The following is a 14,040-nucleotide window of genomic DNA, read 5'->3' as shown; positions in this document are numbered from 1 at the left end:
TCAGCCTTATCGCTGCTGCCGCTCGCGCCGAAGCTTCGCCCACCAGTCCAGCCGTTTGCGAATTTCACGCTCGAAGCCGCGATCTGGCGGATCATAGAGTTTTTGGCGCCCCAGCGCTTCCGGGAAGTAGTCCTGACCGGAAAATGCGTCAGGTTCATCGTGATCGTAGCGATAGCCGCTGCCGTAGCCCTCAGCCTTCATCAGCTTGGTGGGCGCGTTGAGAATATGGGGCGGTGGGCGCAGCGACCCGTGTTCCTTTGCGGTACGCATCGCCGCCTTGAAGGCGACATAGACGCCGTTGGATTTCGGTGCTGTCGCGAGGTAGACGCAGGCCTGCGCCAGCGCGAGCTCACCCTCGGGGGATCCGAGATAATCGTATGCGTCCTTGGCTGCGTTGGTGATCACCAGCGCCTGCGGGTCTGAAAGTCCGATGTCCTCAACCGCCATCCGCACAAGGCGCCGTCCGATATAGAGAGGGTCCTCTCCCGCATCGAACATACGGGCGAGATAGTAAAGCGCTGCGTCCGGGTCCGATCCGCGAACGGATTTATGCAGCGCCGATATCAGATTGTAGTGGCCGTCCTGGCTCTTGTCGTAGATCGGCGCGCGGCGCTGAACGACCTGTTGCAGCCCCTCAGCGTCGAAGATTTCATCTGGACGAGCCGCGCGCCAGACTTCCTCAGCGAGCGTCAGCGAGGCGCGACCGTCCCCGTCTGCCATGCGGACAAGGACAGTACGGGCCTCGGCGTCGAGAGGAAGCGGGCGTCCCTCAAGACGCTCCGCACGCTCAAGCAAACTCATCACGCTTTCCGGCTCGAGTGACCGAAATGTGAGGACTCTCGCGCGGGAGAGCAGCGCTGCATTCAGCTCAAATGACGGATTTTCCGTCGTCGCGCCGACGAGAATGACGGTGCCGTCCTCCATCACAGGCAGAAACGAATCTTGCTGAGCGCGATTGAAGCGATGGATTTCGTCCACGAACAGCAGTGTCTGACGACCGCTTGCTCGCCGCATGCGCGCGGTTTCGAAGACCTTCTTCAGGTCGGCCACGCCAGAAAAAATTGCGGAAATCTGCTCGAACGCCAGATCCGTCTCACCGGCGAGCAGACGCGCAACGGTCGTCTTGCCAGTCCCGGGCGGGCCCCAAAAGATCATTGAGCCTAATGATCCTGAACGGATCATCCGGGTGAGTACGCCATCTTCCCCCGTCAGGTGCTCTTGTCCGACCACTTCGACCAAAGTTGAAGGACGCAGCCGATCCGCGAGCGGCCTTCCCGGCTGCGGCGCCGAATTCTCCGGCCCGTGTGAAAAAAGATCTGTCATTATCAGTAGCGTAAAATCTGGTTCATCAGCCGGCCGTCGCGCTCGATGGTAAAGCGCCACCAGCGGGAATTGGACATGGCGATTTCTCTGAGCTTCTCAGGCGTCTCGATGGCTTCGCCATTCACCTCTCTGACTATGTCGCGAGGCTGCAGACCAAAGCTTGCTGCAGGCGAGCCCCGGCTGACTTCAAGGATCGCGACACCATCGCCGCTTGCCTGACCTCTCAGTCCAAGCCGCTGCGCAAGCCTTGGCGACAAAGATGCGACTTTCGTTCCTGCAAATGGGCTGCGCCCTTCGATGATGATCTCCGCGCTGGATACTCCCTCGGGGGCACGCGCGAGTTCGATCTCCAGCGTCCGTTCCGTTCCCTGGCTCAAAACCGTCAGCTCCGACATGCTGCCGATGGACTGTGTGGCAAGGCGGTAGCCCAGCGCATCGGGATGCTCGATCGCCGCACCGTTCATCGCCAGAACAACATCGCCCGGGCGCAGGCCAGCCTTGGCTGCTGGCCCGTCGGGAGCCACCTGCTGCACGAGCGCGCCCGTTGGCCGTGCCATCCCGAGTGCTTCCGCAATCTGCGCTGTCACATTCTCAAAAGTAGCGCCGACGAAGGGTCGCTCGAAGAAATCGTTACCCGAACGTGCTGCTTCAACAACCGCCCGCACGATATTGGAAGGAATCGCAAATCCAATTCCGATGGATCCGCCGCTCTTGCTGTAGATCGCCGTATTGATGCCGATCACGTCGCCTCGCATGGAGACAAGAGCGCCACCGGAATTACCTGGGTTGATCGCCGCATCCGTCTGGATGAAAAAGCCGAAATCGTTCACGCCGACATGCGTGCGCGCCAGTGCCGAGACGATGCCGCTTGTGGTTGTCTGACCAACCCCAAACGGATTTCCGATAGCGAGGACGAGATCCCCTACCTCAAGCGCATCTGAATCGCCGAGCGGGGCGACGGGAAACGGTTCGGCTCCGTCGATCTTGATCACGGCAAGATCCAAGGATTCGTCGCGCAGTAATATCTTGCTGTTGAACTCACGACCATCGACCATCGCGACCTTTACTTCGTCAGCACCTTCAATGACGTGGTAGTTGGTGACGATGAAACCGCTCGGATCGACAATCACGCCGGATCCGAGCGAGGATTTCGCACGCGGCGGTAGCTGTCTGCGTCCGAAAAACTGTTCGAAGAAAGGGTCGCCGGAAAAGGGCGAGCGCACCTGAACCTGTTGAGATGCGTAGACGTTCACCACCGCCGGTGAAACGGCTCGCACCAGCGGCGCATAGGACAGCTGAACCTCCTCACGGCCGAATGGCAGTCTGCGGGTGGCTTCTTCCGATGGGGTTCCGCCTCGAAGGAGATCGCTCAGCGCGTCGGCGAGCCCCCTGCTCTCCTGCGCTGCCAAATTTGAGGCCGCTCCAGCAACGAGGGCCAGGGACAGGACAGCAGGGACAAGAATCTTCAGGCGCATGGAGAATCCTCAGTTCGCGTATGCCTGCGCATTGTCGCGATCAATGTGCAAAATGGAAGGCCGTGGCCAAACGAGACATCTTTTTCGTAGGGTCTGCCGCGTGTCTTCTGTGCATTGCGGTACAACTTCGTCAAATGCGATTTACTCAACGTCAGTTTCGCGCTTTGATCCGATGCAGATTTTTGATGATAGGTGAGAGTTCAATGACGCTTGTCAAATCGGTCTTGGCTGCAACCGCATTCGCGTTGGTAACGTCGACCTCCGCATTTGCGCAGCGAGCGGATCTGGTTCTTGGCGTGGTGCTGGAGCCGCCTCACCTTGACCCAACCGCGGGAGCGGCCGCGGCGATCGACGAAATCCTGTATGCGAACGTCTTCGAAGGTCTGACGCGCATCGGCCAGTCTGGCGAAGTCCTGCCCGCCCTTGCCGAACGTTGGGATATCTCTGACGACGGGAAGGTTTACACCTTCTATCTCAGGCAGAACGCGAAATTCCATGACGGCAGCGCCTTCGACGCTGATGATGCAAAATTCTCGCTCGACCGCGCCCGCGCCGACGACTCCACCAACGCACAAAAGGCCCTCTTCGCCGCCATCGACACTGTCGAGGTGGTCGACCCATATATTCTCAAGGTGACGTTGAAGCGTCCGCAGGGCTCCTTCCTCTATAACATGGGATGGGGCGATGCGGTGATGGTGGCACCAGAAAGTGCGGCCACCAACGCGGAGAAACCAGTCGGCACCGGGCCGTTCAAATTCGAAAATTGGGCGCGCGGCTCATCGATCACAATCGTCAAGAACGCAGATTACTGGGGTGAGCCGGTCGCGCTCGAAAAGGCAGAGTTCCGTGTCATCCCTGACGCCGCTGCCGCAGTCCCGGCTCTACTCTCGGGTGACGTGCACGCGTTTCCAATGGCGCCGGTTGGAGAAGTCCTCGAGCAGTTCAAAGCCGATCCGCGCTTCGAGGTCGTTGTCGGCGTTACCGAGGGCGAAACGATCCTCAGCATGAACAACGGCAAGGAGCCATTCAACGACATCAAGGTGCGCCAGGCTATCGCCCACGCAATCAACCGCGACGAGGTCATCGCAGGCAATGGCATGGGCGGCTTGGGAACCCCGATCGGCTCCCACTTCTCACCCGCCAACGCCGCATATGAAGACTTAACTGGCACCTACCCTTACGATCCGGAGAAGGCGAAGGCTCTGCTCGCAGAGGCCGGTTATCCCGATGGTTTCTCAGCTACGCTCAAGCTCCCGCCGCCGCCTTATGCTCGCGAAGGCGGTCAGGTCATCGCTTCGCAGCTTCGCCAGATCGGTATCAATCTCGAAATCATCCCCGTCGAATGGGCAGATTGGCTTAGCACGGTCTTCAAGGAAAAGGACTACGACCTCACCATCATCTCGCACACCGAGCCGAACGACATCGATATCTATTCGCGGCCGGATTATTACATCAGCTATCAGAACCCGGACTTTAACGCGGTCATTGAGGAGCTGGACGTCACCGCCGATGAGGCCAAGCGAAACGAGCTTTATCGCAAGGCACAGGAAATTCTCGCGAAGGACACACCCGTCGGCTTCCTGTTCGAACTGCCGAAGATCGGCGTCTGGGACGCCAACCTGGAAGGGATGTGGCACAACATGCCGGTTCAGGCCAACGATCTGACCAAGGTAAAGTGGAAGCAATAGCGGGCCGCATTTGACACGCTGCCGCGCTTTTCCGGCCTACAAGTTGCTATCCGCCCGCACGTTGGGCGGATCGGCCCTTGAAACTGTCGCGAAAACACGGCACCGGAAGAAAATGTGCCTGATCGGTAGCCAGACTTCGTCCCGGCCCAGACTGCTGCGGACTATCCAAGCGCGAAAGGGGATGCTTCACACGCCTCCCTCGAGGCTGGCGTGAGCGCCTTCCTTGCGAAGCGACTGTTGATCGGCCTGGTGACGCTGATCGTAGCCTCTATCGTTGTCTTTGCCGTGCTGGAGATCGTTCCGGGGGATCCTGCCCTGCTGATGCTCGGCATGAACGCAACCCCGGAAGCGCTTGAGGCACTTCGAAGCCAGATGGGTCTCGATCAATCTATCCCGGTTCGATATTTCAACTGGATCGGCGGTATGCTGATGGGCGATTTCGGTCGTTCATGGACCTACTCATCACCGGTCCTCGACCTGATCATCGAGCGAGGCATAGTCTCGCTCCCCCTCGCGATCCTGTCTCTCTTTCTATCGACGGCTATAGCAATCCCCGTCGGTATTTTCGCAGCATCCCGCCGTGGCACGATTGCCGATTCCGCGTCGATGGGAGCAGCGCAAATTGGCGTCGCCATACCCAATTTCTGGTTTGCGCTGTTGCTCGTCTACCTCTTCGCGGTATGGCTGAGGGTACTTCCTGCAGGCGGTTTTCCCGGCTGGGGCGCCGGCATATGGCCCGCGCTAAAGGCGCTGATCATGCCGTCACTGGCGCTTGCGCTGCCTCAAGCTGCAATCCTTGCCCGTGTCACCCGCTCGGCGATGCTTGAGGTGCTGGGTGAGGACTACATCAGGACAGCTCGGGCCAAAGGCATGTCACGCCGAACAGTGCTGTGGCGGCATGCCCTTCGCAACGCCATGATCCCCGTTCTGACGATCCTGGGTCTCCAGTTCGCCTTCCTTCTGGCAGGCACGATCATCATCGAGAACGTTTTCTACCTTCCGGGGCTGGGCCGTCTCGTCTTTCAAGCGATTACCCAGCGCGATCTCATCGTCGTCGAAGGCGTCGTCATGCTGCTGGTCGCCAGCGTGGTGGTCGTGAACCTCGTAGTGGACATCCTCTACGCAGCTGTTGATCCAAGACTCCGGGTGAAGGCATGAGCGCGCACCAAGCCGCTCCGTCTCGTAGTTTCGGCTTGTTGCTGCACGCCTTCGGTAACCGCTCGTTCCTGATCGGAAGCGCAATCACGGTGCTGATAGCGCTTGTCGCCCTCGTCTCGTTTTTCTGGACCCCTTATGACATCACCCATCTTGTTGTTGCGAACAAGATGAAGCCGCCATCATGGGCGCACCCGTTCGGCACCGACCATTTCGGGCGCGACATCCTGTCGATGATCATGATCGGGTCGCGCAATTCGATCGCCGTCGCACTGGTGGCCGTTGGTATTGGCATGGGCATCGGCATTCCAATCGGTTGCTGGGCCGCCGCCCGCGGCGGCTGGGTCGATGAAACCCTGATGCGTATGAATGACATTGTTTTCGCCTTCCCGGCGCTGTTGTCGGCGGTCATGATCACAGCAATTTTTGGTCCGGGCGCGATCAATGCAATCATCGCGATCGGCATCTTCAACGTCCCGGTGTTTGCGCGGGTGGCGCGTGCAGGCGCAATGTCGATCTGGCCTCGCGAGTACGTCCTGGCAGCAAGGGCGTCCGGAAAAGGCCGCGCGCAGATCACCATCGAGCACATCCTGCCGAACATCGCGGCGATCCTGCTGATCCAGGGCACGATCCAGTTCGCGCTCGGAATCCTGGCGGAATCCGGTCTCTCCTACGTCGGCCTTGGGGCACAGCCGCCGATGCCCTCTTGGGGGCGGATGCTGTTCGACTCGCAGACACGGATGATGATCGCGCCGTATCAGGCCCTGTTTCCCGGATTTGCAATCGTTGTCACGGTACTTGGCCTCAACCTGCTGGGCGATGGCCTGCGTGATCTCCTCGATCCGAAGTTGAGGCGTGAGCGATGAGCCTTCTCGAGATTGAGGATCTTCGTCTCCACATTGGCAATCTGCCAATCCTGAAAGGTATTAATCTGACACTTGGCCAAGGCAAGGTGATGGGTCTTGTCGGCGAAAGCGGGTCTGGCAAATCGATGACCGCGCTGGCTGTGATGCAGCTCCTTCCAGCGGCGATACAAGCGTCAGGTCGGATATCCTTCAATGGCATCAGCCTTCTTGGCGCACCAGAAGCGGCGATGAACCGCTTACGCGGCAATGACATTGGCATGGTGTTCCAGGAGCCGATGACCGCCCTGAACCCGGTCAAGACGATCGGCGAACAGGTGTCGGAAGGGATAAGGTGGCACACGCGCGCGTCCCGCGCAGAAGCCGAGGAACGCGCACGTCGGATGCTCGACCGTGTCGGTTTGCCCGAAGCGAAATTCCCCTTGAGCCGCTATCCTCATGAACTTTCGGGTGGTCAGCGTCAGCGAGTGGTGATTGCCATTGCCTGTGCCCTCGCCCCGAAGTTGCTGATTGCCGACGAGCCCACCACTGCGCTCGACGTCGTTTTACAAAAGCAGATCCTCGAACTTCTCCGCGATCTCGTCGACGAGCATAAGATGGGCCTCCTGCTCATCTCCCACGATCTCGCAGTCGTCGCCGACATGTCAGACCGCGTGACCATCATGCGCAACGGCGAGGTGATGGAAGCTGGTGAGACAGCGCACACACTAAGCCAGCAACGCCATCCCTATACGCGTCAGCTCGCACTCGCGTCGATGCACGTCCCCGATCGGGGAGAGAAAGCGGCCGACCGACAGGGGCCTGAAGAGGCACGATCCGCCCCCCTGCTCTCGGTCAACAATGTCACCCGTGACTATCCCCACCGCCGTACGTCGCTGTTCGGCAAGCCGGGTGTGTTCCGGGCGGTCGATAGTGTTTCATTCACGTTAGACGAAGGGCAGTCGGTCGCGCTGGTGGGCCGTTCCGGCTGCGGAAAGTCGACGCTCGCGCGCATGATCCTCGCGCTCGATCGCCCCACCTCCGGAACGATCAATCTCAGCGGATACGACGTCAGTGCGCTCCCCGAGGCAAAGCTCAAGCCAGCGCGTCGAAACATGCAGATCGTGTTTCAGGATCCCTATGGCTCGTTCGACCCTCGTCATAAGGTTGAGCGCCTGGTGGCAGAGCCGCTTCACCTGCTGGAAATCGCGCCGTCGATCTCCGAGCGCCGCGACATGGTGGCGGATGCGCTCGATAAGGTCGGCCTGGCACCGGCTGACATGGATAAATACCCGCACGAATTCTCGGGCGGCCAGCGTCAGCGCATTTCCATTGCGCGTGCGATCATCACACGTCCCAAACTCATTGTTGCCGACGAGCCTGTTTCCGCGCTCGACGTTTCGATCCGAGCTCAGGCGCTTGATCTCTTCGCGGATCTGAATGCGCGTCTTGGCGTCGCCTATCTGTTCATCACCCACGATCTGACGGTGGCTCGCGCCATTACTGATCGGGTGATGGTCATGCATGAGGGCAAGATTGTCGAAAGCGGGCGTACGGACGACATTCTGGATCGGCCACAGTCGGATGCCGCAAAAGCGCTCGTGGCAGCAGCGCCGGACCTTCAAAGAGCTCTCGAACGGCGTCTTGCCAGAATTGGCCGAATTTGAATGCTGATGGACCTTGCCCCGGAAATAGTTGTCCTGCTGATCGGCGCATCGCTTCTTGCAGGGTTCATTGACTCGATAGCGGGCGGCGGCGGCCTCATCACGGTCCCGGCAATGTTGCTCGCCGGATATCCCCCTGTCGATGCGCTCGGAACCAACAAACTCCAGAGCCTGTTCGGCTCTGGCTCGGCCACGCTGGCATATGCTTCAAAAGGCCATGTGGATCTTCGCAAGCAGTTACCCGCCGCGCTTGTATCGTTCATCGGCTCAGTTGCGGGCGCAGGGCTTGCAACCATTTTGCCGGGCGAGTGGCTCGCAGCAATTCTTCCGGCGCTCCTCATAGCCATCGCCCTTTATTTCGCCTTCAAGCCCAATATGGACGATTTCGATCGAGCCCAGCGGATTACACCATTTTTTTTCGGGCTAACGATCGTTCCAGTGATCGGCTTTTACGATGGTGTTTTCGGGCCGGGAACCGGCTCCTTCTTCATGATCGCGTTTGTATCGCTGGCAGGCTACGGCGTTCTGAAAGCGACCGCGCACACCAAGCTCCTCAACTTCGCCTCCAATCTTGGCGGCTTCGCACTGTTTGCTTCGGTTGGTGTGGTCCACTGGAAAATTGGCCTTGTCATGGGCGTCGCTCAGTTCCTGGGCGCACGGCTGGGTGCGAGCCTTGCCATGAGGAGCGGCGCAAAACTGATCAAACCCCTTCTCGTCATTACCTGCGTCGGTCTGGCCATCCGACTTTTGCTGAATTGAACGACGGCCAGCGCACATCCTGTGTGCGCACCGTTCAGTTGCGCATGTTCGGCAATGGATTAAATTGGCTTTGAGGTAGCGGGCATTCTTGTCCATAGGGAGGAGAACCATGGACACTGCTGTTCAGGCTGCAAGCCAATTCGAACTCAATGAAGATCAACGCGCCATCCGGGAGATGACGGCGGCATTTGCTGCCGATCGTGTCGCGCCCTATGCGCTTGAATGGGACCGGGATCGCTTCTTTCCGTCTGACATCATCCGCGAGACCGGGGCGCTCGGGCTGGGTGGAATATATGTGCGAGAAGATGTGGGCGGCTCTGGTCTGACACGCCTAGACGCCGTGCTGATCTTTGAGGCACTGGCAAATGCCTGCCCCGGCTTCTCCTCGATGATCTCGATCCACAACATGGCTGCGTGGATGATCGACACGTTCGGATCGGAGGAAATGCGCCAGCGCTTGCTACCGCAGATGACCTCGTTCGAGTGGATGGCAAGCTACTGCCTGACCGAACCAGGTGCAGGTTCAGACGCTGCCGCTTTGCGCACGCGAGCTGTCCGGGATGGTGAGCACTACGTTCTTAACGGAACCAAACAGTTCATCTCTGGTGCCGGTGAATCGGATCTCTACGTCGTGATGGCGCGTACAGGCGAAGAGGGCTCAAGAGGCATCTCGAGTTTTGTAGTTCCCAAGGATGCGCCTGGGCTCTCCTTTGGCCCGTCTGAGAGCAAGATGGGCTGGCACATGCAGCCTACGCGTCAGGTCATCTTTCAGGACTGCCGCGTCCCGGTCAAAAACCTTCTGATGGAGGAAGGCGCTGGGTTTCGCATCGCCATGGCGGGCCTTGATGGCGGACGGCTGAACATCGCGGCCTGCTCGTTGGGAGGTGCCCAAGCAGCGTTCGACAAGGCTCTCGCCTATTCTGGTGAGCGGTCCGCCTTCGGTAAAACGCTCAATCAGTTTCAGGCGCTGCAATTCAAACTGGCAGACATGGAGACCGATCTTCAGGCCTCCCGAATGATGCTCTACACGGCCGCGTCCAAGTTGGACCGGAAGGCGCATGACGCCGGAAATTGGTCAGCAATGGCCAAGCGCTTCGTTACCGATACCTGCTTCAACGTCGCCAACGAAGCGCTGCAACTGCACGGCGGCTACGGCTACCTGCATGAATATGGCATCGAGAAGCTGGCCCGCGATCTTCGTGTCCATCAGATTCTCGAGGGCACAAACGAGATCATGCGCGTCATCATCGCAAGGAATCTAGTGGGACGGTAGCCAAGGAACGCCCCCGATCTGCCGGCAGCTTCGTCAAAAATCGCCCCTTTCTTGGGAGGAAACATATGAACACGATCGCTTTCATAGGCCTCGGCAACATGGGCAATCCCATGGCGGCCAATCTGGTCAAGGCCGGGCACACCGTGCGTGGGTTCGATCTCGTGGAAGCGAATTTGAACACTGCGGAAAGCAACGGGATCACAGTCGCCAAGAGCGCGGCTGAGGCCGTTACCGGCTCTGAGGTCGTGATCACCATGCTTCCCGCTGGTGCCCATGTGCTGTCGGTCTACGCCGATCTCGTTCCTGCGGCTGCGCCAGGCACGCTGTTTATCGATTCCTCCACCATCGACGTGATGTCCGCTCGAAAGGCGCACACGGTCGCTAATGAAGCAGGCATGCTTTCCATAGATGCTCCGGTTTCAGGCGGCGTCGGCGGAGCTGCTGCCGGAACATTGACCTTCATGGTCGGCGGATCCAGCGAAGCATTCTCCAAGGCTCAGCCGGTGCTACAGCCGATGGCCGGAAAGATCGTCCATTGTGGTAACGCAAGCGCCGGCCAGGCCGCTAAAATCTGCAACAACATGCTGCTTGGCATATCGATGATCGGGGTTGGTGAGGCATTCGTCCTCGCTGAAAAACTCGGCCTCTCGCATCAGGCGTTGTACGACGTCGCCTCAACGTCTTCGGGGCAATGCTGGTCGCTAACGTCCTATTGCCCTGTTCCGGGGCCTGTCCCCGCCTCTCCTGCCAACCGCGATTATGCTCCGGGCTTTGCGGCAGCGCTGATGTTGAAAGATCTGCGCCTTGCCCAGGAAGCTGCGCAGGCCGCCGGGGCTGCGACGCCAATGGGAGCCGCAGCTGCGCAGCTCTATACGCTTTACGAAGCCTCGGGGGGCGGCGGTGAGGATTTTTCTGGGATAATTCGCTTCCTGCGCGGTGACGATCACCAGGATTAAGCGCAATCAAGTTGCATCCACTTAGGGGAAACCACCCCCCGATTGCATCCCGCAATAATCGGCTTTTCCGGCGCTCCTTTTGCAACAAAAATCGAAAAAAACGCCGAATTTAGAATTGCTTAAGGTCTTGATAACTCCCCGGTAACGATGTCCGGATAAAACGGTTGGCGAGCGGCAAACGCAGCCGCCCGAAACTCCGGATCAGGTATTGCGTACCGGAGTGTACAGTTCGCTAGAGTTTTGCGTAAGCGAAGCGCCATGCGTATCTTTGGCAAGACCGCGTTCGTCCCACGCCGGGAGAGCGCGGTTCTGCCGCTGTTTGGATATGTCAGCGCTCGCTTACCGAACTCCTTGCCACACCCGGGGTATCGGGGAGCGAGATCTTTCCTCGTCCCCGGGTCCAGATATCCTACTTCCGCAGATCGCGTTCAGCGAGGTCCAGCGCCTTGGCGATCCGTTCGATTGCAAGATCGATCGTCTCCCTGGTCCAGATCAAGGGTGGCGAAAGGATCATGGTGTCGCCGGTTGCACGCAGCATCATGCCGTTTGCGATGGCGTGGTCGCGAACCGCTACCGCGGCCGTACCCTCATCCGGGAAGCGAGCACGGCTTTCCTTGTCCTTGACGATCTCAATCGCACCCATCAGGCCGAACGAACGGACTTCGCCCACGATGGGGTGTCCCTCGATCCGCTCCTTCAAAGCCTTGTTGAAGTAAGGCCCTGTTTCGTCGCGAACACGTTCGATCAAACCCTCTTTTTCGATGATCTCGAGATTGGCCAGAGCGACCGCGCAGGCTACAGGATGCCCTGAATAGGTATAGCCGTGGAAAAACTCCCCACCCTTTTCAACCAACGCCGACGCGATCCGATCACCGACGAGCAGCGCCGAAAGCGGCTGATAGCCTGAAGTAAGCGCTTTCGCAGTTGTGATCGTATCGGGTTCAATGCCCATCGACTGAGCGGCAAACCATGCGCCGGTGCGGCCATACCCTGTGATGACTTCGTCCAGCATCAGCAGCACATCGTATTTGCGGCAGATACGCTGAACCTCAGGCCAATAGCTCGCCGGCGGGATCTTGACGCCACCCGCCCCCATGATCGGCTCGCCGATGAAAGCGGCGACGTTTTCCGGGCCAGCTTCGAGGATCGCATCTTCGATGGCCTTTGCCGCGCGAATGCCGAAATCATGATCGCTCTCACCGGGCTCGGCGAGTTCGAAAGCATAAGGCATCATGACATGCACGATGTTCGGGACGGCACCGCCAAGCTGGCTCTGCATGGCCGACATCCCACCAAGAGAAGTCCCCGCCACTGTCGAGCCATGGTAGGCGTTGTGGCGTGAGATGATGATGTTCTTTTCCGGCTTACCTTCCAGCGCCCAATAATGGCGAACCAGGCGGAGCGCTGTGTCATTAGCTTCAGAGCCAGAAGAGCCGTAGAATACCTGATTGATGTGAGCCGGAGCCACTTCGGCCAGCTTCTTCGACAGGAGAACTGGCGTCGGGGTCGTGCAGCGGAAGAAGGAATTGTAGTACGGAAGCTCCTTCATCTGCTCGTAGGCGGCCTCAGCGAGTTCGTGCCGCCCGTAGCCTACGTTCACGCACCAGAGACCGGCCATGCCGTCGAGTATCTGTTTGCCTTCCGAATCGTAGATGAACGGCCCATCAGCCCGGGTGATCATCCGGCTTCCAGCGCCGCGCAAATCCTTGTGATCCGTGAAAGGATGCAGATGGTGAGCGGCGTCGATATCCTGAAGCTGGTTCAGGGAAAAATTTTGATAAGTCACGGGATTTCTCGCATCAATTGAATCGGTGCGGCAGCTTGCTGCCGAGCGAAAATTCAATCGAACGAAGGGGGCGAGTACCCGATCCGGGCGCAAAGGATCAGCAACTCGGAATGGCGGGTCCGAGCTGACGGCTTCACCGCGATACGTTCCGCCTCGATATGATGCAGTCTTATCGTCATGATTGCAGCATAGCCCGGCTTTCTACATCTCAACAAGTGTACGTGATTACCGGAACATGAAGTTGCTCTGTTCGTTCGTCAGGTTGATCGGCGATTGACCCCGATCACGCTCGCGGGAGGAGCAGTTCCTATGAAAGTTGCGATCACCACATTCGCTGCAGTGCTTATCGGCATCTCCAGCGCTTATGCAGCCGAGCCGGCCAAGGTGCAGACCATTGGCGACGCAAAAGTCTACACAGACCAAAATGGCATGGCGCTCTACACATTCGACAAGGACGAGGCGGGCAAATCAAATTGCGATGCAGCCTGTCTCGAGAAGTGGCCCGCCTTCAAAGCAGAAGAAGGCGCAACCGCCGAAGGCGACTGGTCCATTGTCGACGCAACCGACGGCACGAAGATGTGGGCTTACAAGGGCAAACCGCTCTACACCTGGGTGGATGACAAGCAGCCTGGCGATACCACCGGCGACGGGGTTGGAGGGGTCTGGCATCTCGCCACCGCGGACTAGACACGCACGGAAAAAAGAGACGCGGCGATTTCGCGCCGCGTCAACTTCTTAGCATGCTGAAAACTACCTGACCGGCTCGTAGCCAATCGCTCGAACGTATGAGAGCTGGCAACCGCGATTGATCGCGATCATAGAGACTATATGGGCGAGCTCCTCATCAGTGTGCTCACAGCCGGGAATTCGCTCGCGGATGCCTGCAACCACGTTCGGGACCGAAATCAGACGCGACCTACTCTCCGCGATGGCCTGCTCTGCAAAAGAAGCAACCGAAATCCTCTTCACGTCAACACTCCTGTCCTGTGACAGCATCGAACTCGGCAGGGCGCGAGTGGTTCCCTAATAAGTAGCGGATTTCGTTGTTTTATTTTTTTTCGTCCGCTGCTTGGCAACTTCATGAATGTCAAGACACGTCGCTTCAAACTCTTTTGATTT

13 protein-coding genes are annotated in these 14,040 nt (G+C 58.8%); 8 read left to right on the top strand and 5 right to left on the bottom strand.

All coding sequences use genetic code 11. The annotated features are described in order from the left end of the window. Nucleotides 1-6 precede the first annotated feature (6 nt). Both IOD40_RS00685 and IOD40_RS00680 read right to left on the bottom strand, forming a co-directional pair. Nucleotides 7-1,323, bottom strand: a complete 1,317-nt coding sequence (locus tag IOD40_RS00685) for a replication-associated recombination protein A (protein ID WP_198473282.1) — start codon at nt 1,321-1,323, stop codon at nt 7-9. Between the two features lie 2 nt (nt 1,324-1,325). Continuing rightward, complete coding sequence (locus IOD40_RS00680; protein ID WP_198473280.1) at nt 1,326-2,798, bottom strand: DegQ family serine endoprotease; 1,473 nt, start codon at nt 2,796-2,798, stop codon at nt 1,326-1,328. Between the two features lie 203 nt (nt 2,799-3,001). Here IOD40_RS00680 and IOD40_RS00675 point away from each other — a divergent pair, with 203 nt between their 5' ends. From IOD40_RS00675 to mmsB, 7 genes are all read left to right on the top strand, one after another. Beyond that, on the top strand, nt 3,002-4,486 hold the full coding sequence (locus tag IOD40_RS00675; protein ID WP_198473278.1) for an ABC transporter substrate-binding protein: 1,485 nt from the start codon (nt 3,002-3,004) through the stop codon (nt 4,484-4,486). 210 nt (nt 4,487-4,696) lie between these two features. Then, the gene (locus IOD40_RS00670; RefSeq protein WP_198473276.1) at nt 4,697-5,644 is read left to right on the top strand and encodes an ABC transporter permease; all 948 of its coding nucleotides are present in this window, start codon (nt 4,697-4,699) and stop codon (nt 5,642-5,644) included. Continuing rightward, the gene (locus IOD40_RS00665) at nt 5,641-6,507 is read left to right on the top strand and encodes an ABC transporter permease (RefSeq protein WP_198473274.1); all 867 of its coding nucleotides are present in this window, start codon (nt 5,641-5,643) and stop codon (nt 6,505-6,507) included. Before IOD40_RS00670 ends, IOD40_RS00665 begins: the two co-directional genes overlap by 4 nt. After that, nucleotides 6,504-8,150, top strand: coding sequence for an ABC transporter ATP-binding protein (locus IOD40_RS00660; protein ID WP_198473272.1), 1,647 nt, complete (start codon nt 6,504-6,506; stop codon nt 8,148-8,150). Before IOD40_RS00665 ends, IOD40_RS00660 begins: the two co-directional genes overlap by 4 nt. Nucleotides 8,151-8,156: 6 nt before the next feature. Next, nucleotides 8,157-8,906, top strand: a complete 750-nt coding sequence (locus IOD40_RS00655) for a TSUP family transporter (RefSeq protein WP_407649035.1) — start codon at nt 8,157-8,159, stop codon at nt 8,904-8,906. Nucleotides 8,907-9,015: 109 nt separating this feature from the next. Continuing rightward, entirely contained in the window at nt 9,016-10,179 is a 1,164-nt protein-coding gene (locus IOD40_RS00650; RefSeq protein ID WP_198473270.1) for an isobutyryl-CoA dehydrogenase, read from the top strand. 65 nt (nt 10,180-10,244) lie between these two features. Then, a complete protein-coding gene (mmsB, locus tag IOD40_RS00645) occupies nt 10,245-11,135 on the top strand; it encodes a 3-hydroxyisobutyrate dehydrogenase (RefSeq protein ID WP_198473268.1) in 891 nt (296 codons plus the stop codon). 409 nt (nt 11,136-11,544) lie between these two features. On the opposite strand, the gene IOD40_RS00640 is transcribed toward mmsB, so the two are convergent. Both IOD40_RS00640 and IOD40_RS20145 read right to left on the bottom strand, forming a co-directional pair. Continuing rightward, the gene (locus IOD40_RS00640; RefSeq protein WP_198473266.1) at nt 11,545-12,921 is read right to left on the bottom strand and encodes an aspartate aminotransferase family protein; all 1,377 of its coding nucleotides are present in this window, start codon (nt 12,919-12,921) and stop codon (nt 11,545-11,547) included. Nucleotides 12,922-12,974: 53 nt separating this feature from the next. Next, entirely contained in the window at nt 12,975-13,100 is a 126-nt protein-coding gene (locus tag IOD40_RS20145; RefSeq protein ID WP_267905037.1) for a hypothetical protein, read from the bottom strand. Between the two features lie 130 nt (nt 13,101-13,230). On the opposite strand from IOD40_RS20145, the gene IOD40_RS00635 reads away from it, so the two are divergent. After that, nucleotides 13,231-13,608: a COG4315 family predicted lipoprotein gene (locus IOD40_RS00635; RefSeq protein WP_198473264.1), complete on the top strand. Its 378-nt coding sequence runs from the start codon at nt 13,231-13,233 to the stop codon at nt 13,606-13,608. Nucleotides 13,609-13,671: 63 nt separating this feature from the next. On the opposite strand, the gene IOD40_RS00630 is transcribed toward IOD40_RS00635, so the two are convergent. Further along, on the bottom strand, nt 13,672-13,890 hold the full coding sequence (locus IOD40_RS00630; RefSeq protein ID WP_198473262.1) for a hypothetical protein: 219 nt from the start codon (nt 13,888-13,890) through the stop codon (nt 13,672-13,674). Nucleotides 13,891-14,040 lie beyond the last annotated feature (150 nt).

This window comes from Aquamicrobium zhengzhouense, assembly GCF_016124105.1.
GTDB lineage: Bacteria > Pseudomonadota > Alphaproteobacteria > Rhizobiales > Rhizobiaceae > Aerobium > Aerobium zhengzhouense.
This window is presented reverse-complemented; position numbering and strand designations above follow the sequence as displayed.

Excerpts from the sequence above, each read along its gene's own strand:
- mmsB (WP_198473268.1), top strand. The coding sequence starts at position 10,245 with ATGAACACGATCGCTTTCATAGGCCTCGGCAACATGGGCAATCCCATG.
- IOD40_RS00675 (WP_198473278.1), top strand. The coding sequence starts at position 3,002 with ATGACGCTTGTCAAATCGGTCTTGGCTGCAACCGCATTCGCGTTGGTA.
- IOD40_RS00660 (WP_198473272.1), top strand. The coding sequence starts at position 6,504 with ATGAGCCTTCTCGAGATTGAGGATCTTCGTCTCCACATTGGCAATCTG.
- IOD40_RS20145 (WP_267905037.1), bottom strand. The coding sequence starts at position 13,100 with ATGACGATAAGACTGCATCATATCGAGGCGGAACGTATCGCGGTGAAG.
- IOD40_RS00635 (WP_198473264.1), top strand. The coding sequence starts at position 13,231 with ATGAAAGTTGCGATCACCACATTCGCTGCAGTGCTTATCGGCATCTCC.
- IOD40_RS00665 (WP_198473274.1), top strand. The coding sequence starts at position 5,641 with ATGAGCGCGCACCAAGCCGCTCCGTCTCGTAGTTTCGGCTTGTTGCTG.
- IOD40_RS00680 (WP_198473280.1), bottom strand. The coding sequence starts at position 2,798 with ATGCGCCTGAAGATTCTTGTCCCTGCTGTCCTGTCCCTGGCCCTCGTT.
- IOD40_RS00650 (WP_198473270.1), top strand. The coding sequence starts at position 9,016 with ATGGACACTGCTGTTCAGGCTGCAAGCCAATTCGAACTCAATGAAGAT.
- IOD40_RS00685 (WP_198473282.1), bottom strand. The coding sequence starts at position 1,323 with ATGACAGATCTTTTTTCACACGGGCCGGAGAATTCGGCGCCGCAGCCG.
- IOD40_RS00655 (WP_407649035.1), top strand. The coding sequence starts at position 8,157 with ATGGACCTTGCCCCGGAAATAGTTGTCCTGCTGATCGGCGCATCGCTT.